The organism is Bosea sp. Tri-49 (assembly GCF_003952665.1).
In the GTDB taxonomy this organism is placed as follows: domain Bacteria; phylum Pseudomonadota; class Alphaproteobacteria; order Rhizobiales; family Beijerinckiaceae; genus Allobosea.
On the sequence record NZ_CP017946.1, the window covers coordinates 514303 to 537368 of the forward strand.

Annotated in this window: 24 protein-coding genes; 14 read left to right on the plus strand and 10 right to left on the minus strand. The window is 66.1% G+C overall.

What is annotated here, in order from left to right; all coding sequences use genetic code 11:
• Nucleotides 1-224 precede the first annotated feature (224 nt).
• On the minus strand, nucleotides 225-1004 hold the full coding sequence (locus tag BLM15_RS02540; protein ID WP_126110079.1) for a hypothetical protein: 780 nt from the start codon (nucleotides 1002-1004) through the stop codon (nucleotides 225-227).
• A 294-nt stretch (nucleotides 1005-1298) separates the two neighbouring features.
• Nucleotides 1299-2207 (minus strand): LysR family transcriptional regulator, encoded by a 909-nt coding sequence (locus BLM15_RS02545; RefSeq protein WP_126110081.1) that lies wholly within the window; start codon nucleotides 2205-2207, stop codon nucleotides 1299-1301.
• Nucleotides 2208-2354: 147 nt separating this feature from the next.
• On the opposite strand from BLM15_RS02545, the gene cnbZ reads away from it, so the two are divergent.
• Both cnbZ and BLM15_RS02555 read left to right on the plus strand, forming a co-directional pair.
• A complete protein-coding gene (cnbZ, locus tag BLM15_RS02550) occupies nucleotides 2355-3113 on the plus strand; it encodes a 2-amino-5-chloromuconate deaminase CnbZ (RefSeq protein WP_126110083.1) in 759 nt (252 codons plus the stop codon).
• A 230-nt stretch (nucleotides 3114-3343) separates the two neighbouring features.
• A complete protein-coding gene (locus BLM15_RS02555) occupies nucleotides 3344-4183 on the plus strand; it encodes a Bug family tripartite tricarboxylate transporter substrate binding protein (protein ID WP_164547371.1) in 840 nt (279 codons plus the stop codon).
• Between the two features lie 62 nt (nucleotides 4184-4245).
• Here BLM15_RS02555 and BLM15_RS02560 read toward each other — a convergent pair whose 3' ends face one another.
• The 4 genes from BLM15_RS02560 to fliL are packed head-to-tail and all read right to left on the minus strand — an operon-like array spanning nucleotide 4246 to nucleotide 7184.
• Nucleotides 4246-5049, minus strand: coding sequence for a MotE family protein (locus BLM15_RS02560; protein ID WP_236846499.1), 804 nt, complete (start codon nucleotides 5047-5049; stop codon nucleotides 4246-4248).
• Nucleotides 5046-5492, minus strand: a complete 447-nt coding sequence (locus tag BLM15_RS02565; protein WP_126110087.1) for a DUF6468 domain-containing protein — start codon at nucleotides 5490-5492, stop codon at nucleotides 5046-5048. Before BLM15_RS02565 ends, BLM15_RS02560 begins: the two co-directional genes overlap by 4 nt.
• Nucleotides 5493-5510: 18 nt before the next feature.
• Entirely contained in the window at nucleotides 5511-6641 is a 1131-nt protein-coding gene (fliM, locus tag BLM15_RS02570) for a flagellar motor switch protein FliM (protein WP_126110089.1), read from the minus strand.
• Nucleotides 6642-6671: 30 nt separating this feature from the next.
• On the minus strand, nucleotides 6672-7184 hold the full coding sequence (gene fliL, locus BLM15_RS02575) for a flagellar basal body-associated protein FliL (protein ID WP_126110092.1): 513 nt from the start codon (nucleotides 7182-7184) through the stop codon (nucleotides 6672-6674).
• A gap of 289 nt (nucleotides 7185-7473) precedes the next feature.
• Here fliL and flgF point away from each other — a divergent pair, with 289 nt between their 5' ends.
• From flgF to flgH, 4 genes are read left to right on the plus strand one after another with little or no spacing between them, the layout of a single operon-like run.
• The gene (flgF, locus tag BLM15_RS02580; protein WP_126110094.1) at nucleotides 7474-8217 is read left to right on the plus strand and encodes a flagellar basal-body rod protein FlgF; all 744 of its coding nucleotides are present in this window, start codon (nucleotides 7474-7476) and stop codon (nucleotides 8215-8217) included.
• Between the two features lie 19 nt (nucleotides 8218-8236).
• Nucleotides 8237-9025: a flagellar basal-body rod protein FlgG gene (gene flgG / locus BLM15_RS02585; protein WP_126110096.1), complete on the plus strand. Its 789-nt coding sequence runs from the start codon at nucleotides 8237-8239 to the stop codon at nucleotides 9023-9025.
• A 15-nt stretch (nucleotides 9026-9040) separates the two neighbouring features.
• Nucleotides 9041-10072, plus strand: a complete 1032-nt coding sequence (flgA, locus tag BLM15_RS02590; RefSeq protein ID WP_164547372.1) for a flagellar basal body P-ring formation chaperone FlgA — start codon at nucleotides 9041-9043, stop codon at nucleotides 10070-10072.
• 11 nt (nucleotides 10073-10083) lie between these two features.
• Nucleotides 10084-10848, plus strand: a complete 765-nt coding sequence (gene flgH, locus BLM15_RS02595) for a flagellar basal body L-ring protein FlgH (protein ID WP_442859450.1) — start codon at nucleotides 10084-10086, stop codon at nucleotides 10846-10848.
• A gap of 227 nt (nucleotides 10849-11075) precedes the next feature.
• On the opposite strand, the gene BLM15_RS02600 is transcribed toward flgH, so the two are convergent.
• The gene (locus tag BLM15_RS02600) at nucleotides 11076-12041 is read right to left on the minus strand and encodes a hydrogen peroxide-inducible genes activator (RefSeq protein WP_126110102.1); all 966 of its coding nucleotides are present in this window, start codon (nucleotides 12039-12041) and stop codon (nucleotides 11076-11078) included.
• 97 nt (nucleotides 12042-12138) lie between these two features.
• Here BLM15_RS02600 and katG point away from each other — a divergent pair, with 97 nt between their 5' ends.
• A complete protein-coding gene (gene katG, locus BLM15_RS02605) occupies nucleotides 12139-14316 on the plus strand; it encodes a catalase/peroxidase HPI (RefSeq protein WP_126110104.1) in 2178 nt (725 codons plus the stop codon).
• Nucleotides 14317-14445: 129 nt separating this feature from the next.
• Here katG and dksA read toward each other — a convergent pair whose 3' ends face one another.
• Both dksA and BLM15_RS31245 read right to left on the minus strand, forming a co-directional pair.
• The gene (dksA, locus tag BLM15_RS02610) at nucleotides 14446-14868 is read right to left on the minus strand and encodes an RNA polymerase-binding protein DksA (RefSeq protein ID WP_126110106.1); all 423 of its coding nucleotides are present in this window, start codon (nucleotides 14866-14868) and stop codon (nucleotides 14446-14448) included.
• 147 nt (nucleotides 14869-15015) lie between these two features.
• Entirely contained in the window at nucleotides 15016-15180 is a 165-nt protein-coding gene (locus BLM15_RS31245; RefSeq protein WP_164547373.1) for a hypothetical protein, read from the minus strand.
• Between BLM15_RS31245 and BLM15_RS02615 the strand changes: the two genes are divergently transcribed.
• Nucleotides 15179-15373: a hypothetical protein gene (locus BLM15_RS02615; RefSeq protein WP_126110108.1), complete on the plus strand. Its 195-nt coding sequence runs from the start codon at nucleotides 15179-15181 to the stop codon at nucleotides 15371-15373. The genes BLM15_RS31245 and BLM15_RS02615 overlap by 2 nt on opposite strands.
• Here the strand turns inward: BLM15_RS02615 and BLM15_RS02620 are convergent.
• Nucleotides 15354-16727, minus strand: coding sequence for an MBOAT family O-acyltransferase (locus BLM15_RS02620; RefSeq protein ID WP_126116026.1), 1374 nt, complete (start codon nucleotides 16725-16727; stop codon nucleotides 15354-15356). The two genes, BLM15_RS02615 and BLM15_RS02620, sit on opposite strands and share 20 nt — an antisense overlap.
• A gap of 164 nt (nucleotides 16728-16891) precedes the next feature.
• Here BLM15_RS02620 and BLM15_RS02625 point away from each other — a divergent pair, with 164 nt between their 5' ends.
• From BLM15_RS02625 to BLM15_RS02650, 6 genes are all read left to right on the plus strand, one after another.
• Complete coding sequence (locus BLM15_RS02625) at nucleotides 16892-17563, plus strand: CerR family C-terminal domain-containing protein (RefSeq protein ID WP_126110110.1); 672 nt, start codon at nucleotides 16892-16894, stop codon at nucleotides 17561-17563.
• Nucleotides 17560-18516 (plus strand): HlyD family secretion protein, encoded by a 957-nt coding sequence (locus BLM15_RS02630; protein ID WP_126110112.1) that lies wholly within the window; start codon nucleotides 17560-17562, stop codon nucleotides 18514-18516. Before BLM15_RS02625 ends, BLM15_RS02630 begins: the two co-directional genes overlap by 4 nt.
• Entirely contained in the window at nucleotides 18513-19445 is a 933-nt protein-coding gene (locus tag BLM15_RS02635; RefSeq protein WP_126110115.1) for an ABC transporter ATP-binding protein, read from the plus strand. The genes BLM15_RS02630 and BLM15_RS02635 overlap by 4 nt, the downstream gene beginning before the upstream one ends.
• Complete coding sequence (locus tag BLM15_RS02640) at nucleotides 19442-20584, plus strand: ABC transporter permease (RefSeq protein WP_126110117.1); 1143 nt, start codon at nucleotides 19442-19444, stop codon at nucleotides 20582-20584. Before BLM15_RS02635 ends, BLM15_RS02640 begins: the two co-directional genes overlap by 4 nt.
• Before the next feature lie 113 nt (nucleotides 20585-20697).
• Complete coding sequence (locus BLM15_RS02645) at nucleotides 20698-22497, plus strand: SPFH domain-containing protein (RefSeq protein WP_126110119.1); 1800 nt, start codon at nucleotides 20698-20700, stop codon at nucleotides 22495-22497.
• Between the two features lie 61 nt (nucleotides 22498-22558).
• Nucleotides 22559-23065 (plus strand): winged helix-turn-helix transcriptional regulator, encoded by a 507-nt coding sequence (locus BLM15_RS02650; RefSeq protein WP_126110121.1) that lies wholly within the window; start codon nucleotides 22559-22561, stop codon nucleotides 23063-23065.
• Nucleotide 23066 lies beyond the last annotated feature (1 nt).

Sequence of the window (23066 nt, forward strand, 5' to 3'; positions counted from 1 at the left end):
GCGACAGGCCGCTCCAACCTGCGCGGAGGCTAGCCCGTCAAGGATAACGGTGGGTTAAGGGATCGACCCTTCGCAACGCATCCATGTCGAGCTCGCCGTCGGTCAAAAGGGCTGGTCCGTCGCGCTCAAGGTCGAAGAGCTGGAGGTCGCATGATCTCGCAGTTCCCTCAGCCAGATCAGTTTGCCAACTGGTGGCGTGCGTCGAGATGAGTGTTAGCTCGCTTTTAAGCTCCAATCGCAATCTTTTCAAAGTTTTGGATCTGCTTCCGAGTCGCAAATATTTCAGCTTTCAACCCGCCATCCATCTGGCGAAGAGCGGTCTCAGCCTCCATCGCGCGACGTCGGTTGTTGGCCCAATGTCGGAGGAGATTGTCTCGGTGCGGCGACGCTTCCAAGCCACCGTGACGTTGGATCGCGTCTATTCTCATCAGGGTCAAAGATACAGTGTTCTGCAAGCTCAGCAGGAACATCAAGGCCTGCCTTCGGGGCGCGGCCGCAAGAGAATCTGCGCCGGACAGTTCGAAGGTCTCCAGCTTACGAATGGATTCTGCGAGATCGTCCCATGCCCCGCTCAGCCGGTTCTTTATGTGCTCAAGGGCCACCATAGGTATCGGAACTTCAATTTCCTCCAGCCGCGCCATGAGGCGAGGCAGGATACGAAGCAACTGAACGATCAGAGTCCGCTTCTCCTCCAACTCTTGCGTCCGGAGACGAAGAGCAGTGGCGCCGGCGATAGCAGTTTGCCTATGGGACACCGCGAACTGGCGAACGATCCAGAGCAGCGTTGTGCCGGCCACAGCGGAGGCCAGGACACTCCCTATTAGAGATTGGTATCGATTAAGCCAGAATTCGAAGCAGCCGAATTCGATTTTGTCGGGCGCCATAGATTTGATCTTGGCTGCCTCGCAGAGCGGCGCCGTGATGTCGTTCGCGATTCCGATCGCAATGGTACCGCCGATGACCACCACGAAGAATGCGATGGCGAAGCCGTTATCAGTCTGCATGCCTATCCCCAGACGGCACTCTAGTGGGGCGCTGCAGCACTCCAAAGGTAGCCGGCGGCCACAATCGCAAGCACGAGCACGAGGGTACTAGTCAATTTCTTGCTGGGCTTCCACGGCGTGACTCTGCCGCTACGTTACCTCGGCCGCAAGCTGCGCGCGGGACGTGTCCACAACCTCACGACGGTAGCATGAGCGACCTAAGGCTTCTTGTCGCCTCCAGCAGGGTCCGCATCTAGGACTATCAAGTAGCCAATGCGATGCCGGCCATTGCTCGAAGTTGGGTAACCGCGGGAATTACGTGTGCCCGGCCGCGTATTTCCTCGCGCTGCGGGCGAGGTGCCGCGCCAGCGCCCGCGCCGCAGGGGACAGGGTCCGGCCGTTCCTCACGCAGATCTTGACGCAGGCTTTGCGCAGATTGCGCCCGCGTATCGGAACCGCGACCAGGCGACCCTCGGAAACATCCCGCCGGGTCGCGCACCGCGTCAGGATGCTGATGCCCATGCCGGCCCGCGCGAAGGAGCGCAGCGATTCGATCGAGTTCGTGACCAAGGCCGGCTTGAGCGCTACGCCGGTCGCCGCCGCGACGTCATCGACCAGGCGCCGCAGGCCGAAAGTCCGGTCGGGGAGCGCCAGACGCGTCTCGCCGATTTCGGCGATGGTCGTCGGCTGGCGCTGCGCGAAGACGTGGTCGGGATGCGCGGCGACGACCAGCGGGTCGGCGATCTCGGCAAGCGACAGGACGCTGCGGTGCAGGATCGGGTTGAACGCGGCCACCATGTCGGCTTCGTCGTCGAGCAGGCGTTGCATGAGCTGGTCGGAACTCGCGACCATGACCTCGAAGCTCACCGACGGATGCGCGGTCGAGAACTCCGCAAGGGCAGGGTAGAGAAAATCGTCGAGCGCACCTTCGACCGCCCAGACGCGGACGTGGCCGCGCTTCATCCCCTGAAGCTCTTCTATGGCGGAACGCGCCGTCTGGACGCTGTCGAGGATGGTGCGTGCCGTTTCGAGAACCGCCGATCCCGCCGTGGTCAGCCTCATGCCACGCGCCCGGCGCTCGAACAGCGCCGTGCCGTATTCCTCCTCGAGGCTGGCGATCTGACGGCTGATCGCCGACGGGGCGACGCGCAACGCATCCGCCGCCTCGCGGACGGAGCCATGGTCGGCGACGAGTGCGAAATACCGGTAGCGGGTGAGCGACATGCCGGAGCCTCGCGGCGGGAGCGAACCTGTTGGCCGAACAGTAAGAAACTGTTGCCGGATCGGCAACGATCTCTCCGCGATTACAGTCTGGCTGGTCGATCTCCGCTGCCTCTAGAAATGATCGGAACAGTGCGGGGAGCCGATCCGATGTATTCGACCCAACCGAGCCAGGACGGCAGCTACAGGTTCATCCCGGCCGTCTACCAGTATTCCGGCGGCGTCGCGGCGCAGCCGGGCTTCCGGATCGAGCGTGCGCAATTGATGAGCCCGGTCGCGCTGGATCGCGGTCTTGCGATCGTCGAGGCGCATCTGAAAGAGCTGGGCAGGCCGCTGACCGCGTTCTGTGCCTGCGAATTGCGCTCGCCCGAGCCCTTCTCGGAAGGCGGATTCGATGCCTTCAACCGGCTCTACGCCTCCCGCCTCGACCAATGGGGCGTCCTCCAAGGCAAGGTGAACCCGGTTGCCCGGACGAATATCTGCCCCGAACTCGGCAAGCCGGACACCGTGTCGCTCCATGCCTTCAGCTATACCGTTCCCGACGCTTCGGCGCGGACGAGCTTCGTGGTGGCCGGCAGCGGCGAGGCGCCGGAAGGCGGCGCGAGCTACGCGCAGGGAACGATCCGACCAGGCGATGCCTCCCCAAGCGGCGTCCGCGCCAAGGCCGAATGGGTCATGGGCGAGATGGAGCACCGCCTCGCGGGGCTCGGCTATGGCTGGCAGGATGCCACGGTCGCGAACATCTACACGGTTCGCGACATCCATCCGCTCCTGGCGGACGTCCTCCTACCGATCACCAGCCTCGGCCGCGGCCTGACCTGGCACTTCTCGCGGCCTCCGGTGGCTGTCCTCGACTACGAGATGGATGTGAGGGGCCTGTCGCGAGAGCTCGTGATCGATCAGCCCTGACTAGGCGCGGTCTGGCTGCATGTGTTGCCGGAACGGGAACGCATTACAGCCGGCCACAGCTTTGACGATGTCATGCTTGGAGAGCCCCGATGTTGCTTGATCGACGCGCGTTGCTCCTGGCGGGATTGACCGCCTCAGCCCTTGCGAGAGCGGACCTGGCAAGTGCGCAATCCGAGTGGCGCCCGACGAGGCCGCTGCGGCTGATCCTCCCGTTCACGGCTGGGACGTCGATGGACCCGGTCGCGCGGCTGGCCCAGGAGAGCCTCAAGGACACGCTCGGCCAGACCGTCGTCGTCGAGAACATCGCCGGCGCGGCCACCGTGATCGCCGGTGCCGAGACGCTGAAGTCCCCGGCCGACGGGCACACCATGCTGATGATCGCCAACAGCTTCGCGGCGAACATCACGCTGCGGGCGCGGACCGCGGATTGGCAGCGCGCCTTCGCCCCGGTGGTGCAGGCGACGGTGGTGCCGCATGTCCTCGTGGTCGCGCCGTCGCTGAAGACCGACTGGGTGGGCTTTGTGAAGCGCCTGCGCGAGAGTGGCGGCGCGATGACCTATGGGAGCCCGGGGATCGGGACCTCGCCGCATCTCGGCTCCGAGCACTTCCTGCGCCTGATCGGCGGCAAGGCCGTCCATGCGCCGTATAATGGCACCGCGCAGCTCTTCGTCGATCTGTTCGCCGGCCGGATCGATTTTGCGCTGAGCAATCTCCCGGACGTCGTCCAGGCGATCGACGAGGGCAAGCTCCTCGCGCTTGCGGTCACCGCCGACAAGCGCGTGCGGGAGCTGCCCAAGGTCCCGACCTTCGCTGAACTCGGCCAGCCGGACCTTCTCTCGGATAGCTGGTTCGGCATCATGGTGCGCCGCGACACGCCGGTGCCGGCTCGCGAAGCGTTGGAGCGCGCCTGGCTCACGGCCCTGACGCGCCCGGATGTGCGCGAGCGCCTCCAGGGCCTGAGCTTCACGGTGCTGGCCAGGCCGGGCGCGGAATTCGAGACAGTGATCGACCGCTACGTTTCGACCTATGCGACGATCATCAAGGAGAGCGGGATCTCGGTTCAGCAGTGATGGTCGAAGCCGTGGCCTGATCGCAGCGCGGCCTGTCCGGGCAAAGCCAAACCGGCAGGTGGTCAGCGTCGCGGAGCGGGCTCGATCGCCTGCAACTCGGTGCCCGCCGGCATGGCGGCCGGTGTGCGATCGACGGCGACCACGGGACGTCCGCGCACCGAGAGCGCGACGGTGAGCCGTTCGGCCGCCTCCGGCGACATGGCGGCGAGCACGTCCGACATCTTGCGCGGGCTCATCTGCTGAACGACGGGGACGAGGATGTCGAGCGCCAGCCGGTCGAAGACGCGGGCGGCGTCCTTCGGCTTCATCGTCTCGTACATGATCACCAGATTCTTGACAGCCTGATTCGCCTCGGTCTCCTGCTTGCGCGGGCCTTCGGCCTTTTCTTCCAGTGCCTTGAGATCATCGACGCGGCCGCCGAGCTTCTTTTCAGCCGAATCGAGCAGCTTCTCGCGCATGTCGAGCTCGCGCATGCGCGCCTCGATCTCCTCGCGGCGCTGGCCGAGCCGTTCGAGCAGCGCCTTCTCCGCCGGCGAAACCGGCTGGGCTGTGCCGTTCATCAAGCCGGCCTTGTTGTTCGGGTTGGCGTCGCGCTTCGCCTGCTCCTCGGGGGGGAGCTTCGGCGCCGGCGGATCGATCGTGCCGGTGGTCTCGGGATCCATGAAGACGTCGGGCTGATGGGCTTTGGCGATGATCTTGGCCAGTCCCCAGACCTCTTTCTTCTCCGTTGCCGGTGTGGCGAAGGCCTGGGCGCTGGCAGGTATCTTGCCCGGGCTGGGCTCCGCCGACCAGGCAAGCAGCTTCAGCGCCAGGAGCCCCATGGCGCCGAGGATGACGGCCGGGATGAGGCGGGGCGACTGGATCACGCAGCCTGGCCCTCCAGCCTGCGGGCGGCGCGGGCGCGGATCGCGGCGGCGGCGTCGGCGGCGCTCGCCATGCGCGAGAGCGCCGGCTTCTCGGGCGTGGGCTCGGGCTTGGGGGCGACCATGCTGGCGGCGCTGACGATCTGGCCGATGCGCTCCATCACACCCTGGCCGGCCTCGATCTGCTGGGCGAGGTCGGCGGCGTAACGCTCGGCGGTGCGCAGGCGTTCACCGAGCGTGCGGTCGCAGTCGCCGAGCGTCAGCTTGAGGCCGGCGATGGCGCGCTCGGCGGTATCGGTCGCCGAGATGAGGGCGCCGATGGTCTGGCGCATGGCGCTCTCATCGGCCTTCAGCCTTTCGATGCGCTTGGAGAGCACGAAGCAGGTGATGATGGTGGCGACCAGCAGGCAGCCCACCAGCGCATCGGCGATCAGGGTGATGGTCATGGGGCAGAAACTCCCTGGTCAGGACGCCGTATTGAGATGGCTGGTGTCGAAGGCGGCCATGGTCGTCTTCGAGCGCCGCAACGGGGTGACGACCTGGACGGCGATCTTATCGTCGACGCGCCCGATCCGGCCCTCGCTGACGATGAACTCGCCGCAGCGCAGCGAGGCGACGGAGTCAGGGCGGGCATCGAACATCAGCGTGTCGCCGATCTCGAGCTTCATCACGCGCTTCAGCGGCATGGTGCATTCGTGCAGCACGCACTTCACGGCGACGTCAGCCTGCCAGACCTCGGTCGCGAGGTGGTTCTCCCAGATCGGGTCGCGTCCGAGCTTCTCGCCCATGAAGCTTTCGAGGAGCAGTTCACGGATCGGCTCGATGGTGGCGTAGGGCAGGAGCAGATGGAGCGAGCCGCCGCGGCCCTCCATGTCGAAGCGCAGCTCGACGCGGATGGCGGCGTTGGCCGGCCGAGAGATCGAGACGAAGCGCGGATTGGATTCGATCCGGTCGATCTTGAAATTCACCGGGGAGAGCGGCTTGAAGGCGGCCTCGGCATCGCCGAGCACGACGCCGATGACGCGGCGCAGCAGGCTCATCTCGATCGAAGTGAAGGGGCGCCCGTCGACGCGCGCTGCCGACTGGCCGCGCTTGCCGCCGAGCATGGTGTCGAGCACCGAATAGGTGAGGGCGGACTCGATGGTGACGAGGCCGAAATTGTCCCATTCCTCGGCCTTGAACACCGCGAGCATCGCCGGCAGCGAGATCGAGTTCATGTAGTCGCCGAAGCGCACCGAGCGGATGCCTTCCAGCGTCACCTCGACATTGTCGCTGAACAGGTTGCGCAGGCTGGTGGAGAGGAGGCGGACCAGACGCTCGAAAATGATTTCGAGCATCGGCAGGCGTTCATAGGTGACCGAGCCCGAGTCGACGATGGCCTGGATGCCGTTGCGGCCGCCCTTGCCGTCGTCACCGATGGAGAAGCCGAGCATCGTATCGATCTCGTCCTGATTCATCAGGCGATCGATATTGGCTTCCGTTTCGCCACCGTCCTCGTCGACGATGTCGGGCATGGCAGCCCACTCCGCCGCCATGCCTTCCGGCGTCAGCGGCAGCTTGTCCTTGTCCTGGGCTTCGAGGTCGCTGCTGGCCATGTGGGTCTGCTCGGGCGAATGGGGCTGCCGCTACTGCAGCAGCAGTTCCTTGAAGAGGACGGCGTCGACCTTGGCCGGGTAGACGGTAACGTTCACCCGGCGCAGCAGCTCTTCCTTCAGCCGGTACATCCCGGCCGAGCCGTCGAGGTCGGAAGGACGCAGCTCGCGCATGAAGACCTGGAAGGCGTCCTCGACCCGCGGCAGCAGCGGCTTGACCTGGTCCGCGGTCTTGGGGTCGGCGATCTCGAGCGCGACCTTGATCTTGACGATCGGCTGGCGGTCCTGCTGCGGCCCGGCAGAGATGCCGATCATCATGTCCTTCATCTCGACGAAGGTGATCTGCTTCTTGGCCGCTGCGGCAGCCGCCTCGGCACTGACCTCCTCGACGGGCTTCTTCTTCAGGAAGAAGAACCAGCCGCCACCGAGCACGGCGACGAGCCCCAGGGCGCCGCCGATCATGACGAGCTTCTTCTTGCCGGACTTCGGCGCCGCTCCGGCGCCGTCCTCGGCGGTCTCGTCGTCCTTGCTTGTCTTCTTCGCCATCTCGGCTTGCCTGCCCGGAACGGGCGCCGCCGCTGGCCCGTCTCTCTGGCTCCGACCTTGACCAATTACGGTTAACGGCCCGTTAAGGAGGGCAATTTTTGCCGGGTCATTTCTGCCGCGAGGGCGGGTTCGTACCAGCGCGGTTAAAGGCTTTCAGTATTGGTATCTCCATTTATATCAAATACTTATCAGAATTAACCATGTTGGCACGTCGCTTGCCACCTGATTGTCGTGGCCACCGCGCTGGGGAGCGTCGGGGCGGCCATGGGACAGATCGGGAGCAGGAGCCGTGGAAAACGCGCTTCTCGTCAGCCTGTCGCGCCAGATGGCTCTGGCGCGCGAGCTCGACGTCATCGCCAACAATGTCGCCAATGTCGGCACGAACGGCTTCAAGGCGCGCTCGGCGCGCTTTGCCGAATACGTCTCGCCGACGGCGCGCGCCGACACCTTCCAGACGCAGGATCGTCGGCTCTCCTATGTCATCGACAAGGGCACGCCGATCGATCTCTCGCTGGGAGCGATCGAGCGCACCGGCAACCCGCTCGATGTCGCGGTTCAGGGCGACAACTATCTCGTCGTCCAGACCCCCCAGGGCGAGCGCTACACTCGCGCCGGCTCACTCGATATCAACGGCCGCGGCCAGCTCGTGACCCAGGCCGGTCAGCCGGTCATGGGCGATGGCGGCCCGATCGTCTTCGGTTCGACCGAGAGCAATCCGCGGATCGCCACGGATGGCACGGTCACGTCCGACCAGGGCCAGCGCGGCAAGCTCCGGATCGTGCGCTTCGACAACCCCGCTGCGCTCGCCAGCGATGGCAGCAACCTGTTCTCCTCGACCACCGCAGCGCAGCCCGCAGGGCCGCAGGCGCGGCTCGAGACCGGGGCGATCGAGCGCTCGAATGTCAAGGCCGTGGTCGAGATGACGCGGCTGGTCGAGGTCCAGCGCGCCTATCAGACCCTGTCGGCGATGATGGCCAAGACCGACGAACTGCGTGCCAAGGCGATCACCCGCCTGGCCGATCAGCAAGCCTGACGCGGAAAGGGAGCAATCCATGCGCGCGCTTTACACTGCCGCCACCGGCATGATGGCCCAGGAACTCAACGTCCAGGTCATCTCGAACAACATCGCGAACGTCCGCACCACCGGCTACAAGCGCCAGCGCGTCCATTTCCAGGACCTGCTCTACGAGCACTTCCGCCGCGCCGGTACGCAGACCTCGGACCAGAACACGCAGGTTCCGGCCGGCACCTTCGTTGGCTCGGGCGTCAAGACCGCCTCGACCGGGCGGGTGATGAGCCAGGGCAACCTGACGCCGACGGAGAAGCAGTACGACCTCGCGATCCGCGGCGAGGGCTTCTTCCGCATCCAGATGCCGGATGGCCGCACTGCCTATTCGCGCGACGGCTCCTTCGACCTCGATAGCCAGGGCCGGCTGGTGACGCGCGACGGCTATGTCGTCCAGCCGGGCATCACCGTCCCGAACAACGCGACCGGCGTTTCCATCAACGCGCAGGGCACGGTGGAGGTCACTTTGCCCGGACAGACTGCGCCGCAGCAGCTTGGCCAGGTCCAGCTCACCCGCTTCATCAACAAGGTCGGCCTCGAATCGATCGGCGACAACCTGTTCCTCGAGACGGCCGGCTCTGGCCCGGCGATCGACGGCCTCGGTGGCGAAGAGGGCTTCGGCACGCTGCAGCAGAACTACCTGGAAGAAGGCAACGTCCAGGCGGTGACCGAGCTGTCCTCGCTGATCGCGGCGCAGCGCGCCTACGAGATGAACTCCAAGGTGATCTCGGCCGCCGACCAGATGATGCAGTCCACCACGCAGATCATGCGCTGACGAAGGATGAGCCAGATGATCCGCTCCATTCTCCTGATCGCGACCATGACCGCGATTCCCGCCACGGCATTTGCACAGGCAGCGGCTCCGGCCGGCGAGCGTGCGCCAGCGGCCGTGGCGGCGGCAGCCAGCAAGCTCAAGCTGAAGACCGATCTCACGCTCTCGCGCGACATCGTCGGCTTTGGCGACCTGATCGCCGGCCTGTCGCCGCAGGACGCGGCGCTACCCGCTTTCCGGGCACCGGCACTCGGCGAGACCGGTACGATTCAGGTCAGCCGCATCGTCGAGGCCGCGGTGAAGCACGGTCTTCTGCGCGACGCGCAGGAGCTCGACAGCCAGGGTGTCGCCCAGGTGGTGGTGACCCGCGCAGCACGCCGGATCACCGGGCTCGATGTCGAGGCCGCCGTGAAGTCGGCGCTGCTCGAACGCTTCGGCTTCGACGGGCGCGCCTTCGCGCTGCTGCTCGATGGCGGTGCGCCCTCCGTCGTGGTCGAACCGGAGCTGACCGGCGACCTCGCCGCGCTCGATTTGAATTACGACGCGCGCAGCCGCCGCATCACCGGCCGCCTGACCATGCCCGGCAGCGCCGCGACCCGGCTGAAGCCGGTGCGCGTCTCAGGCCAACTGGTCGAGACGGTGGAAGCCGTGGTGCCGCTACGCACGATCGCCCGTGGCGAGACGCTCAAGGCAACCGATGTCACCATCGAGCGCCGGCCGCGCGATGCGCAGTTCAACGACGTGATCGGCGAGGCGAAAGCGGCAGTCGGCAAGGTCGCCAAGCGGATGCTGGTGGCGGGCTCGGTGCTGCGCAGCGGCGATGTCCAGCGCGAGGAGATCGTCGGGCGCGGCGATATCGTCACCATCTTCTACGAGGCGCGCGGCGTCGCGATCAGCATGCGCGGCCGCGCCAACGAGGCCGGCGCGATCGGCGACGTGATCTCGATCACCAACCCACAATCCAAGCGCGTGCTGCAGGGAACGGTCACCGGTCCCGGGCGCGTCAACGTCAGCCCGCAGAGCGGCGGCCAGATCGCCGCTGCCCGCTGATGACGATCCCATTGCTCCAGTTGCGGACCATTGCCATGACCCGGACCAACCCTCTCGCCATTCCCGCCACCCTCGGCCTCAGCCTGATGCTAGGAGCTTGCGGTGCCGCCGACAGGCTCGCCAATGTCGGCCAGGCGCCGGCCCTTTCGCCGATCGAGGACCCGACCGCCGCCAAGGGCTACAAGCCCGTGCAGATGCCGATGCCGCCGGTCGAGCATGCCTCCTTCGCGCCGAACTCGCTCTGGCGCACGGGATCGCGCGCCTTCTTCAAGGATCAGCGCGCTCGCCAGGTCGGCGACCTCGTCACCGTCAAGGTCAAGGTCACCGACCGGGCCCAGCTCGACAACACCACCAAGCGCAGCCGCAAGAATGGCGAGGATTTCGGTGCCGAGAACTTCTTCGGCTCCGAGAGCAAGTGGAGCAAGAAGGCAGATCCCAGCTCGCTGCTGAAGCTCGACTCGGATTCGTCGAGCGAGGGTACGGGCTCGGTGCGCCGGGCTGAGCAGCTCGCCACCAATGTCGCCGCCGCCGTCACCCAGACCTTGCCGAACGGCAATCTGGTGATCGAGGGCAAGCAGGAGATCCGGGTGAATTTTGAGGTCCGGGAATTGATCGTCGCCGGCGTGATCCGGCCGGAGGACATCGAATCCGACAACACGATCGAGTCGGCCAAGATCGCCCAGGCCCGTATCGCCTATGGCGGCCGCGGCCAGATCACCGACGTGCAGCAGCCGCGCTACGGCCAGCAGGTGATGGATATCCTGCTGCCGTTCTAGGCATGTCCCGGAAAAGTGGAAAACGGTTTTCCGAGACAGGACATGCCTGAAAGATAATTCCCCTCCCGAGTTTCCGGCGCGACGGCAACGCTCCCCACGTTCCATGCCTTCGCGCCGGGCCGGCGGTCTCTCCCGAGCCGCCTTTTCTCCCGGCCGCCCGCCACGCTCCCCGGCTATCCAAGGCTGGCGGCCAGAAGCCCCGCGCCCTCCCGCGCGGGGCTTTGCTTTCACGAGGCTGCAACAGCTCCTGAAGTCTCGAGGTGAGAACCGGGCGAGGAAGCGTCATGGGCCTGCCGCAGCACGCCGGCCGATTGGCGGACCATGTCGGAGATTTCCAGCAGTTGCCTCGCCAGCGGGCTGGTCTTGCGCCAGACCATGCCGATGGTCCGCGAAGGCTCTGGCTGCCCGAAGCGCACGACCGAGACCGAGGCCGAGCGCGTTTCGACCGCCACCGCCATTTCCGGGATCAGGGTGACGCCTAGCCCCGCATCGACCATCTGGACCAGTGTCGACAGTGAACTTGCGTCCAGGAGGTCGCGCGGCGGCACAGTGCGCGGCTTGGTATTGCAGAAGGAGAGGGCCTGATCGCGAAAGCAGTGGCCCTCTTCCAGCAGCAGCAGCCGCATCTCGCGCAGGGCCTCGCGATTGGGGGCGGGCTTTCCTTTGTCCTCGCGCGGCCGAACGAGGACAAAGCTTTCGGTGAAGAGGGCGACTTCGGTCAGCGATGGTTCCGACACCGGCAAGGCGACGATTGCCATGTCGAGCCTTCCCTCGTTCAGTTCCTGGACGAGCTTTGGCGTCAGCGTCTCGCGTACATGCAGGTCGAGGCCGCCATGCAGGCGGGTGAGATCGCCGATGAGGCTCGGCAGCAAATAGGGCGCGACCGTCGGGATCACGCCGATGCGTAGTTTCGCAACGAGCCCGTTCCGTGAGGCACGCGCATAGCCCTCCAGCTCGTCGAGCGCGCGCAGGATATCCTTGCCCCGCTGGGCGATCTCCTCGCCGAAGCTGGTCAGGCGCACCTGGCGCCTGTCCCGCTCGAACAATTCGGCGCCGAGCTCTTCCTCGAGCGTCTTGATCTGCATGGACAGCGCCGGCTGCGAGATGGCGCAGGCTTCCGCGGCGCGGCCGAAGTGACCATGCCGTGCCAGCGCCTCCAGATAGCGAAGCTGCTTGAAGGTCAGGTTTGTCATAATCTGAGCTTATCGTCGCGATCAGAAAATCGGAATTAAAATAATGAAATCCTTTTGCTAAGACCCACCCGGAAGCCAGCTGAGCTTGGAGAATGACATGAACGCGAAGACTGAGGACAGCACGGGCAAATGCCCCGTCACCCATGGTGGCGGCACCCGGCAGAACCGCGACTGGTGGCCGAGCCAGCTGCCTGTCGACCTGCTGAACCAGCACTCGGCCAAGTCCGATCCGCTCGGCCAGGCCTTCAGCTATCGCGAGGCCTTCAAGAAGCTCGACTACGAAGCGCTGAAGAACGATCTGCGCAAGCTGATGACCGACTCGCAGGATTGGTGGCCTGCCGATTTCGGCCATTACGGCCCGCAATTCGTCCGCATGTCCTGGCACGCTGCCGGCACCTATCGCCTCGCCGACGGTCGTGGCGGCGGTGGCCGCGGCCAGCAGCGCTTCGCCCCGCTCAACAGCTGGCCGGACAACGTCAATATCGACAAATCGCGCCGCCTGCTCTGGCCGATCAAGCAGAAGTATGGCCAGCAGATCTCTTGGGCCGACCTCCTGATCCTAACCGGCAATGTCGCGCTGGAAACCATGGGATTCCGGACCTTCGGTTTTGCCGGCGGCCGTGAAGACAGCTGGGAGCCCGATCATGATGTGAGCTGGGGCACCGAGACCGCCTGGCTGACGCATCGCCCCCTGGACAAGTTCGATGCGCCGCTCAGCGCCACCGAAATGGGCCTGATCTACGTCAACCCGGAGGGGCCGGGCGCCAATGGCGATCCGCTCTCGGCGGCGCATTTCATCCGCGAGACCTTCGCCCGCATGGCGATGAACGACGAAGAGACCGTCGCTCTGATCGGTGGCGGCCATACTTTCGGCAAGACCCATGGCGCTGCGCCCGAGGCACATAAGGGCCCGGATCCGGAGGCTGCCGAGCTCGAGGCGCAGGGCCTCGGCTGGGCCAGCAATTTCGGTACTGGCCACGGCGCCGACGCGGTCGGCAGCGGCATCGAGGTCACCTGGACGCAGACGCCGGCGCAGTGGAGCAATTTCTTCTTCGAGAACCTGTTCAAGTATGAGTGGGTGCAGACGCGCAGCCCCGGCGGCGCGATCCAGTGGGAGGCCAAGGACGCCGAGGCGGTCATTCCCGACGCGCATGATCCGTCGAAGAAGATCAAGCCGACGATGCTGACGACCGATCTGTCGCTGCGCCTCGACCCGGCCTATGAGAAGATCTCGCGCCGCTTCCTTGAGAACCCGCAGGCCTTCGCCGAGGCCTTCGCCCGCGCCTGGTTCAAGCTGACCCATCGCGATCTCGGCCCGCGCTCGCGCTATCTCGGCCCGGAAGTGCCGAAGGAAGAGCTGATCTGGCAGGATGTCGTGCCGGCGGCCGACCATCCGCTGGTCAACGCGACGGATATCGCGACGCTCAAGGAGAAGATCAGGGCCTCCAGCCTCACGGTTTCCGAGCTGGTCGGCACCGCCTGGGCCTCGGCTTCGACCTTCCGCGGCGGCGACAAGCGCGGTGGCGCCAATGGCGCGCGCATCCGCCTCAGCCCCCAGAAGGATTGGGAGGTCAACCAGCCGGCCCAGCTCGCCAGGGTGATCGAGGTCCTCGACGGCATCCGCCGCCAGTTCAACAAGGAGGCCGATGGCGATCAGAAGATCTCGCTGGCCGATCTCATCGTGCTGGCCGGCAATGTCGGTGTCGAGCAGGCCGCCAAGGCCGCCGGCCATGAGGTGAGCGTGCCGTTCACCCCGGGCCGCACCGACGCCAGACAGGAGCAGACCGACACCCACTCCTTCGACGTGATGGAGCCGGCTGCTGACGGCTTCCGCAACTACCAGAAGGCCGGGGCCAAGGTGGCGGGCGAGGTCGCGCTGATCGACAAGGCGCAATTGCTGACGCTGACCGCGCCCGAGCTGACGGTGCTGATCGGTGGTCTGCGCGCCATCGACATCAACGCCGATGGCAGCAAGCACGGCATCCTGACCGACCGGCCGGGTGCGCTGACGAACGACTACTTCGTCAACCTGCTCGACATGGGAACGCAGTGGAAGGCGATCTCTGAGGCCAAGGACGTGTTCGAGGGCACGGATCGCAAGACCGGCGCCGCCAAGTGGACCGGCACCCGCACCGACCTCGTCTTCGGCTCGAACTCGATCCTGCGCGCTCTGGCCGAGGTCTATGCCAGCGCCGACGCCAAGGAGAAGTTCGTCAAGGACTTCGTCGCGGCCTGGACCAAGGTGATGAACCTCGACCGCTTCGACGTCGCCTGATCTGATGACTCGGCCCGGCCGCCACGCCTGGTGGTGGCCGGGCTATAGTCTTGGCCTTCGATGAAAAAAAGCCCCGCAGCGAAACTGCGGGGCCTTTTTCTTGGAAAGGACGATGTTGTCTACCGCGCCTCAATCGTCGCGGAAGACGCGCTCGTTGCGCTCATGGCGCTCCTGGGCTTCGAGTGAGAGCGTCGCGATCGGGCGGGCTTCCAGGCGCTTGAGCGAGATCGGCTCGCCGGTCTCCTCGCAATAGCCATAGGAGCCGTCCTCGATGCGGGCGAGCGCGCTGTCGATCTTGGAGATCAGCTTGCGCTGGCGATCGCGGGCGCGCAGCTCAATGGCGCGGTCGGTTTCCGAGGAGGCGCGGTCGGCGATGTCGGGGTGATTCTCGCTCTCGCTCTGCAAGGTGACCAGGGTCTCCTTGGCCTCCTTCAGAATCTCCTCCTTCCAGGCGAGCAGCTTGCCGCGAAAGTACTCGCGCTGCCGCTCATTCATGAACGGCTCCTTGTCGGAGGGTTTGTAGTCAGGCTCGAGACTGATCTGCTTCGACATGAGAGGCCTTCTGCATGAACGTCCGCTCGAAGGCCCCGCCGGCTTTGCCGTGTCGAGGCCGCCGATTTGGCGCCCTTATAGCGACTGGTCACATTAGGAACAATCGCTTTCGCGCAGCCGTGAACAAGCTGGCAAAGTGCTGGAAAATCAACGCAATCCGATGATCGCCTCGGCGATGTCGGCACCGAGCGGCCCGGCGCTCCTCTGCCGGTAGTGGGTATGGTCGAAATAGTTGTCCGGCTCGCGATTCTCCGGCCGGTCGATCCGCCAGTTGATCAGCGCGGTCTTTGGGTAGCTCGCGGAGCCTGCCATGGGCATCGTGGCAGGCCGTGTGGGCCTGGGCTCCGGCGCTGCCGAAGGCGGGCAGGGCAGTGACGAATTGGGCGGCCGCGCCAATATGACGGACGCGCACATCTGGAGCCATTCGATCGAGCAGACGCTGCGCGGGCCGTGCGAGCTAACGGCCGAAGCCACCCCAGCGCGCGTCAGAACTGGAAGTAGATGAACTCATAATTGGCGTCGTCGCCGATCTTGAGCAGGACCAGCACGAAGAGGATGGCGGTGAGGACAGCGAGCCAGCGTGCCGGTGCCGCCTTGTGCACCGCCGCCCAGGCGGTCGGGCCGATCATCGCGACGGCGATCGCGGGCAGGAAGGCGCGCCATTTGAAGCCGGTGCCGATGGGGCCGAAGCCGAGCATGGCCTTGTAGACCGCGAGTGCCGCATCGAAGGAGGTGGCGCGGAACAGCACCCAGCAGAAGGCGACGAAGAGGAAGGTCAGCGCCCAGCCGAGCAGCTTCGGCATCGGCAGCCCGGCGCGGCGCCAGAGCACGCCGATGGCGAGCACGACGCCATGGGCCACGCCCCAGGCAACGAAGTTGAGGCCGGCGCCATGCCAGAGGCCACCGAGCGCCATGGTGGCAAACAGCGCCCAGAGCTGCAGCGGCAGGCCGTGCCGCGAGCCGCCGAGCGGGATGTAGAGATAGTCGCGCAGGAAGCGCGACAGGGTCATGTGCCAGCGCCGCCAGAAATCCTGCAGGCTGATAGCGCGATAGGGCACGTCGAAGTTCTGCGGCAGCACGATGCCGAACAACAAAGCGAGGCCGAGCGCCATGTCGGTGTAGCCGGAAAAGTCGAAATAGATCTGGAAGGTGAAGGCGAGGGTACCCTGCCAGGCCTGCGCCATGCTCAGCGCCTCGCCAGCGGCGGCGGCAGCGAAGACCGGATTGGCGTATTCGGCCAGGGGGTCGCCGAGCAGAACCTTTTTTGCCAGGCCAAGCGTCACCAGCATGATGCCGCGGGCGATGCGCTCGGCGGCATCCGGCCTGAGATAGGGCCGCTCCTCGAGCTGGTGCATGATCTCGCGCCAGCGCACCAGCGGCCCGGCCAGCACCTGCGGGAAGAAGGCGATGTAGAGCGCGTAGCGGACGAGATCGTAGCGCGGCGCTTCGCCCCGGCGCAGATCGGTCAGGTACATCACATGGTGGAAGGTGAAGAAGGAGATGCCAAGCGGCAGCGCGAGCTCGAGCTTCGCTGTCGGCAATCCCGGAATCATCGCAGCGAGATCGGCGAAGAAGTTGAAGTATTTGAACAGCGCCAGGATGGCGAGGTTGATCGCGATGGCGAGCGTGATCAGCATCCCGCGCTTGGTCCTGAGGAAGGCTTCGGCGATCAGCCAGTTGAGCAGGATCGAGAAGGCGAGCAGCGGCACGAAGCGCCAGTCCCACCAGCCGTAGAAGGCGAAGGAGAGCGCCGCCAGCAGCGGCAGCCGCCACGCCGGCGCGAAGCGCTCGACCAGCCAGTGCAGGGCGAGCGCGAGCGGCAGGAAGCCGAGCAGGAAGGCGAAGGAGTTGAACAGCATCGGGCGGGTGAGGGCGGCAGGAGAGGGCCGCCTTAGATGATTACGCACCAGATGTCATGAGAAGGCTGGGCCGAAAGAGCAGCAACAGGTGCCGGATTCCTGACGAGATGCTCTATTCAATCAATCGATTGATTGAAAACTAATACCGTGCTAATGATCTTGCCATGGCACGTACATCCATCCTCAAGGACGCCGAGGGCACGCGGCAGGCGTTGATCCGGGCGGGACTCGATTTGTTCGGCCGCAACGGCTTCGACGCGACTTCGACACGCGAGATCGCGCAGGCGGCGAAGGTCAACAGCGCCGGCATCGCCTATCACTTCGGCGGCAAGGACGGGCTGAGGCAGGCCTGCGCCGAGGCGATCATCGCCCGGATCCAGGCCGTGCTGGCGGGCGCGGCGCCCGCGGCCGCGATCATGGCCGGCACAGCCGATCGGGACGCCGCAGCCGAGCAGTTGCTGTCGCTGGTCGAGCGCATGGTCGCCTTCCTGACGACGGCGCCGGAGAGCGAGTTGATCGCGCGCTTCGTCGTGCGCGAGATGCTGACGCCCGGCCCGGCCTTCGAGACGATTTATGGCGGGCTGTTCGAGCCGGTGCATCGGCGGGTCTGTCAGGTCTGGGCGGCCGCGACCGGCATGGAGCCGGAGGCGCCGGCGACGAAGCTCGCCGTCTTCGCCGCGATCGGCCAGGTCGTCTATTTCCGCATCGCGCGACCGGCGGTCACCCGCCGCATGGGCTGGGATGGCATCGGCCCGGAGGAAGCACGCGCCATCAGCGAAACCGTCAGGCGCTCGGTCCGCGCCAGCATCCTCGCCTGCAGGGGAGAGGCGTCATGATCCTCGACTTCATCTGCTCCTTCGCCGTCGCCGCTTCGCTCGGCGTCTGCGCGCCGCCCTCGACCCGCGTCGTCGGCTATGTCGAGGGCGAGTATGTCCGGATCGGGCCGATCGACACGGCGCGGATCGAGAGCGTCGCGGTCCGTCGCGGTGAGCGTGTCGCACCCGGTGCGCTGCTTGCCGAATTGCAGGCGGACGATGCCCGCAACGCCGTCGCCGAGAGCGAGGCGCGGCTGGTGCAGGCGCAGGCGCAGCTCGCCAACCTGCTCAGCGGCAAGCGCCCCGAGGAGATCGCGGTGATCGAGGCGGTCGCCGCCTCGGCGAAAGCACAGGAGCGCGAGTCGGAACGGGCGCTGGAGCGCCGGCAGGACCTGTTCCGCCGGGGAGTCTCGACCCAGGCCGATCTCGACCAGGCCCAGACGGCACGCGATGTCGCCACGTCGAGGGTGCGCGAGACCGTCGCCAATCTGAACGTCGCTCGGCTGGCGGCGCGCGAGGAGGAGATCAAGGCGGCGCGCAATCAGGTGGCGCAGGCGCAGGCCGCGCTTGATCAGGCCAAATGGCGGCACGGCCAGCGCAAGCTGACGGCGCCGGCAGCCGGCATCGTCACCGATCTGATCCGCCATCCCGGCGAACTCGCAGGACCGTCGGCCCCGGCCCTGACCATCCTGCCCGATGGCGCGGTCAAGCTGATGCTCTATGTGCCTGAGGCGCTGCTCTTCGGCACCACCGTCGGCACGCGGCTCGATGTGCGCTGCTCGGGCTGTCCTCAGGGGCTTGCCGCCACCGTCTCCTATGTCTCGCAGGAGCCGGAATTCACGCCGCCGGTGATCTATTCTGCCGAGACCCGCCAGAAGCTGGTCTATCTCGTCGAGGCCAGGCCCGAGGGCGGGCCAGCGACGCGGCTCCAGCCCGGCCAGATCGTCGACGTCATGCTGCGGGGGCGGCGGTGAGCGAGCGCAACGTCATCGACGTGCGCGGCCTGACCAAGCGCTTCGGCAAGCGCACCGTGGTCGACAATGTCGACCTCGCGGTCAGGGAGGGCGAGATTGTCGGCTTCCTCGGGCCGAACGGCTCCGGCAAGACCACGACGATCCGGTTGATCTGCGGGCTGCTGACCCCCGATGCCGGTGAGGGCACGGTGCTGGGCTTGGACGTCCGCACCCAAAGCGCCGAGATCAAGCTCCAGGTCGGCTACATGACGCAGAAGTTCTCGTTCTACGAGGACCTGACGATCGAGGAGAACCTGACCTTCGTTGCCCGGCTCTATGCGCTGAAGCCGGTCGAGGAGGCCGTGGCACGCACGCTCGACAATCTCGGCCTGGCCTCGCGCAAGGACCAGCTCGCCGGCACGCTCTCGGGCGGCTGGAAGCAGCGGCTGGCGCTCGCAGCCTGCATCATGCACCAGCCGAAGCTGCTGCTGCTGGACGAGCCGACCGCCGGCGTCGATCCCAAGGCGCGGCGCGAGTTCTGGGACGAGATCCACCGGCTCGCCGGCGACGGGCTCACTGTCCTGGTCTCGACCCACTACATGGACGAGGCTGAGCGCTGCCACCGCATCGGCTACATCGCCTATGGCAGGATGCTCGCGACCGGAACGGTCGATGAGGTGGTGAAGGGCTCGGGCCTCTCGACCTATGTCGTGCATGGCGCGCTGAAGCCGGCCGAGATCGCCGACCTCGCGAAGACCGATGGCGTCGAGCAGGTCGCTCCTTTCGGGACGACTCTGCATGTCGTCGGCACCGACAAGGTCAAGCTCGAACAGGCTTTGGCGCATCTGAAGGATCGACCGGGCATCAGCATCGAGCCCGATGCCACCAGCCTGGAGGACGTCTTCATCCAGTTCATGGCCAAGGCCCAGGCCGAGGGGAGAGCGGCATGAGCGCGGTCGCCCTTTTATCGGTAGGCCGGCTCGGCGCGGTGCTGGCCAAGGAGTTCGTGCAGATGCGGCGCGACCGCATCACCTTCGCGATGATGCTGGTGGTGCCGATCGTCCAGCTGCTGCTGTTCGGCTATGCGATCAACAACGATCCCAAGGGCTTGCCGGCGGCGGTTCTGGCGCTGGGGCAGGATCGCTACACCCGCTCGGTCGTCGCGGCGCTCGAGGTCTCCGGCTATTACCGCTTCGCCAAGCGCCCGGAGAGCGCGGCCGAGGCCGAGAGCCTGATGGCGCGCGGAGCGATCTCCTTCCTCGTCACCATTCCCAGCGATTTCGGCATGCGCGTCGAACGCGGCGACGAGCCGCGCATCCTGGTCGAGGCCGATGCGACGGATCCGGCTGCCTCCAGCAACGCGGTCGGTGCGCTCCAGACCATCGCCAGCCGCGCCCTGACGCGGGCGCTCGGCACTGATGAAGTGAAGCGCGAGCAGAGCGAGAGCGCGCTCTCCTTCGTCGTGCACCGGCGCTACAATCCGGAGGGCATCACCCAGTACAACATCGTGCCCGGCCTGCTCGGCGTCATCCTGCAGATGACCATGGTGATGATGACGGCGATGGCGCTGACCCGCGAGATCGAGCGCGGCACCATGGAGAACCTGCTCGCCATGCCGGCGACGCCGGGCGAGATCATGCTCGGTAAGGTGCTGCCCTATCTCGCCGTCGGCAGCGTCCAGGTCGCGGTGGTCCTTAGTGCGGCGAAGCTGCTCTTCGGCGTGCCCTTCCTCGGTAGCCTCGGCCTGCTGCTGACCTGCGTCACCATCTTCGTGCTGGCGCTGGTGCTGCTCGGCTACACGATCTCGACCATGGCGCGCACGCAATTGCAGGCGATGCAGCTGACCTTTTTCTTCTTCCTGCCCTCACTGCTGCTCTCCGGCTTCATGTTCCCCTATGCCGGCATGCCGCTCTGGGCGCAGTGGCTCGGCGAGATCTTCCCGCTGACGCACTTTTTGCGCGTCGTGCGTGCCATCATGCTGAAGGGCGCCGGTCTCGACGATATCGGGCTGGAGGTGTTCTACCTCTCGATCTTCGTGCCGCTCTATGCCGGCATCGCACTGCTGCGCTTCAGGAGCACGCTCGATTAACCGCATCGGACCCGGCGTCCTGGGAGGCGCCGGCTAAGCACGCGAATCCGCTTGACTGTGCGTCAGGGCGGCGATCCCCTGCCGGTCCCGTCGCTAGGAAGTCGATCGCGTCCATGCTGATCCTGATCCTCACGCTTCTGGCCGTATTGCTCGCCGTCGTCTTCGCTCTGCTCGCTCGCCGCGGCGATCCGAACGCCGTCATCGCCGAGCGGGAAGGCGCCGCGCTGAAGCGCGGGACCGGCTTCAACTTCGCCGCAATCGCCTCCGTGCTGGTCGCGGTGTTCCTGTTCGCCTCGACCTCCTATGTCGTGGTCGGGCCGAACGAGACGGGGCACCTGCGGCGCATCTATGGCGGTTCCGACCTGCCGACCGGCAAGATCATCGCGATCGACGGGCAGAAGGGGCCGCAGGCCGAGGTGCTTGGCCCCGGCTTCCACTTCATCCCCTTCGTCAACGTGCTCAACCAGGTCGAGCAGCTCGAGCTCGTGACCGTGCCGAATGGCAGCTATGGCCGGCTCGTTGCCAAGGACGGAGTCGCCCTGCCGTCCGGCGTGTTCATGGCGCCAGCAATTCCCGACGACAAGGTCGCCGGCATGCTCGACGCGCGCACCTTCCTGACCTCTGGCGGTCTGCGCGGCGCGCAGGAGACGGTGCTGAAGCCCGGCGTCTATCGGCTCAACCGCTATCTCTTCGACGTCGAGATCAACAACCGCACCGTCGCCAGCATCGTGCCGGCCGGTTTCGGCGGGGTGATCAAATCGAACGTCGCGGCGCCCGGCGTCGCCTGCCGCGAGGAGAAGGTGCAGACGGCCGATACCTCCGACGCGATCGTCGTGCCGGTCGTGCCTTCGGGCTGCGTCGGCATCTGGCGGACCGTACTCCTGCCGGGCGCCTATTATCTCAACCACCAGGCCTATGAGATGACGCAGGTCGATACGCGCGTGCAGACCTGGGAATATCGCGGCGGCTTCCGCAAGCGCATCATCGACCTCGCAGTGGACGATCAGGGCCGCATTCGCCAGGTCGAGCGCTTCGTCGAGCAGCCGACGCCGAAGGAGGCGGCCGATCAGGCGATCTTCGTCAAGATCGAGGGCTGGGACATCCCGGTCGAGCTGCGCGTCGTCGTGCAGGTGCCGCCGGAGAACGCCCCGGTCGTGGTCGGCGGCGTCGGCGGCCTCGAGCAGATCGAGGATCGCATCCTGACGCCGACGATCCGCTCGATCGTCCGCAATGTCGCGGGATCGTCGATCCGGGTGCCAGTCCGCAACGCCGCCGGCGAGCTCGCGCCGGGGCAGTTCCAGACCAGGCCGACCCGCGTACTCGACCTGATCGACAATCGCGATGCGCTCGAAAGCACGATCGAGCAGCAGATCCGGATCGAAGGGCGCAAGGCCGGGATCGAGATCAAGGAAGTGCGCATGGGTGAACCCTCGATCCCGCCGGAGCTGTTGGTCTCGCGTCTGCGCGAGCAGCTCGCCGAGCAGCTTTCGCGTGCCTACTCCCGCGAGACCGAGGCGCAAAAAGTCCGTCTCGACACCGAGGCGGCCCGCGCCCGCGCCGACCAGCAGCGCGAATTCGTCGCCGCGCAAATCGGCGTCCAGGTTGCCGAGCAGCGCCAGAAGGAGCGCCAACTCCTCGGCCAGGCCGAGCGCGGCTATCTTGAAGAGCTGGCCAAGGGCCAGAACGCCCAGGCCAACGTGCTCGGCCAGGACCGCGTCGCCTATCTGCAGGCGCTGGAGAAGGTCTTGGCGACGCTGGAGAAGAAGCCGGAGCTGGTGAACCTCGTTGGTCGTCTCGTGCCGAACACGATCGTCACGGGCGGGGGCGACGGGCTCGCTGGCGCCGCAGCCCTGTTGTCGGGGGCGCTGACCGGCGCGGGGGCGCCTGCAAGGAATAGCGGCAACTCGCGTTGATCACACTGCAGCTCGAATGTAGCTTGCAAAAAGATAGCGACCACGTTAGCGAGCCCGGGCTATGCAGCCTAAGCTCGTTCCGCTCACCGAATGCCCCTGCGCCCTTGCGGTCGAGACCGTCGGCGAATGGTGGAGCATCCTGATCCTGCGCGATGCGCTGCAGGGGCTGACCCGCTTCGACGAGTTCGAGCGCAGCCTCGGCATCGCCCCGAATATGCTGACGCGCCGGCTGAAACATCTCACCGAGAGCGGGCTGTTCGAGCGGCGGCTCTATAGTGAGCGGCCGAAGCGCTACGAATACGTCCTGACTGAGAAGGGCCGCGACGTCTTCCCGGTCGTCGTGGCGCTGATCGGCTTCGCCAACCGCCACCTTGCGCCGGAAGGCGCTTCGCTGCTGCTGGCCGAGCGCGGGACCGGGCGGCCGATCACGCCAATCGTCGTCGACGCCGCGACCCTGCAACCGGTCACCGCGGACAACGCCACCGTCATCGCCGGGCCCCGCGCCAGCAACGACCTGCGCGAACGTCTCGCTGCGCGCCAGGCAGCCACACAAGCCAGATCGAACTAGG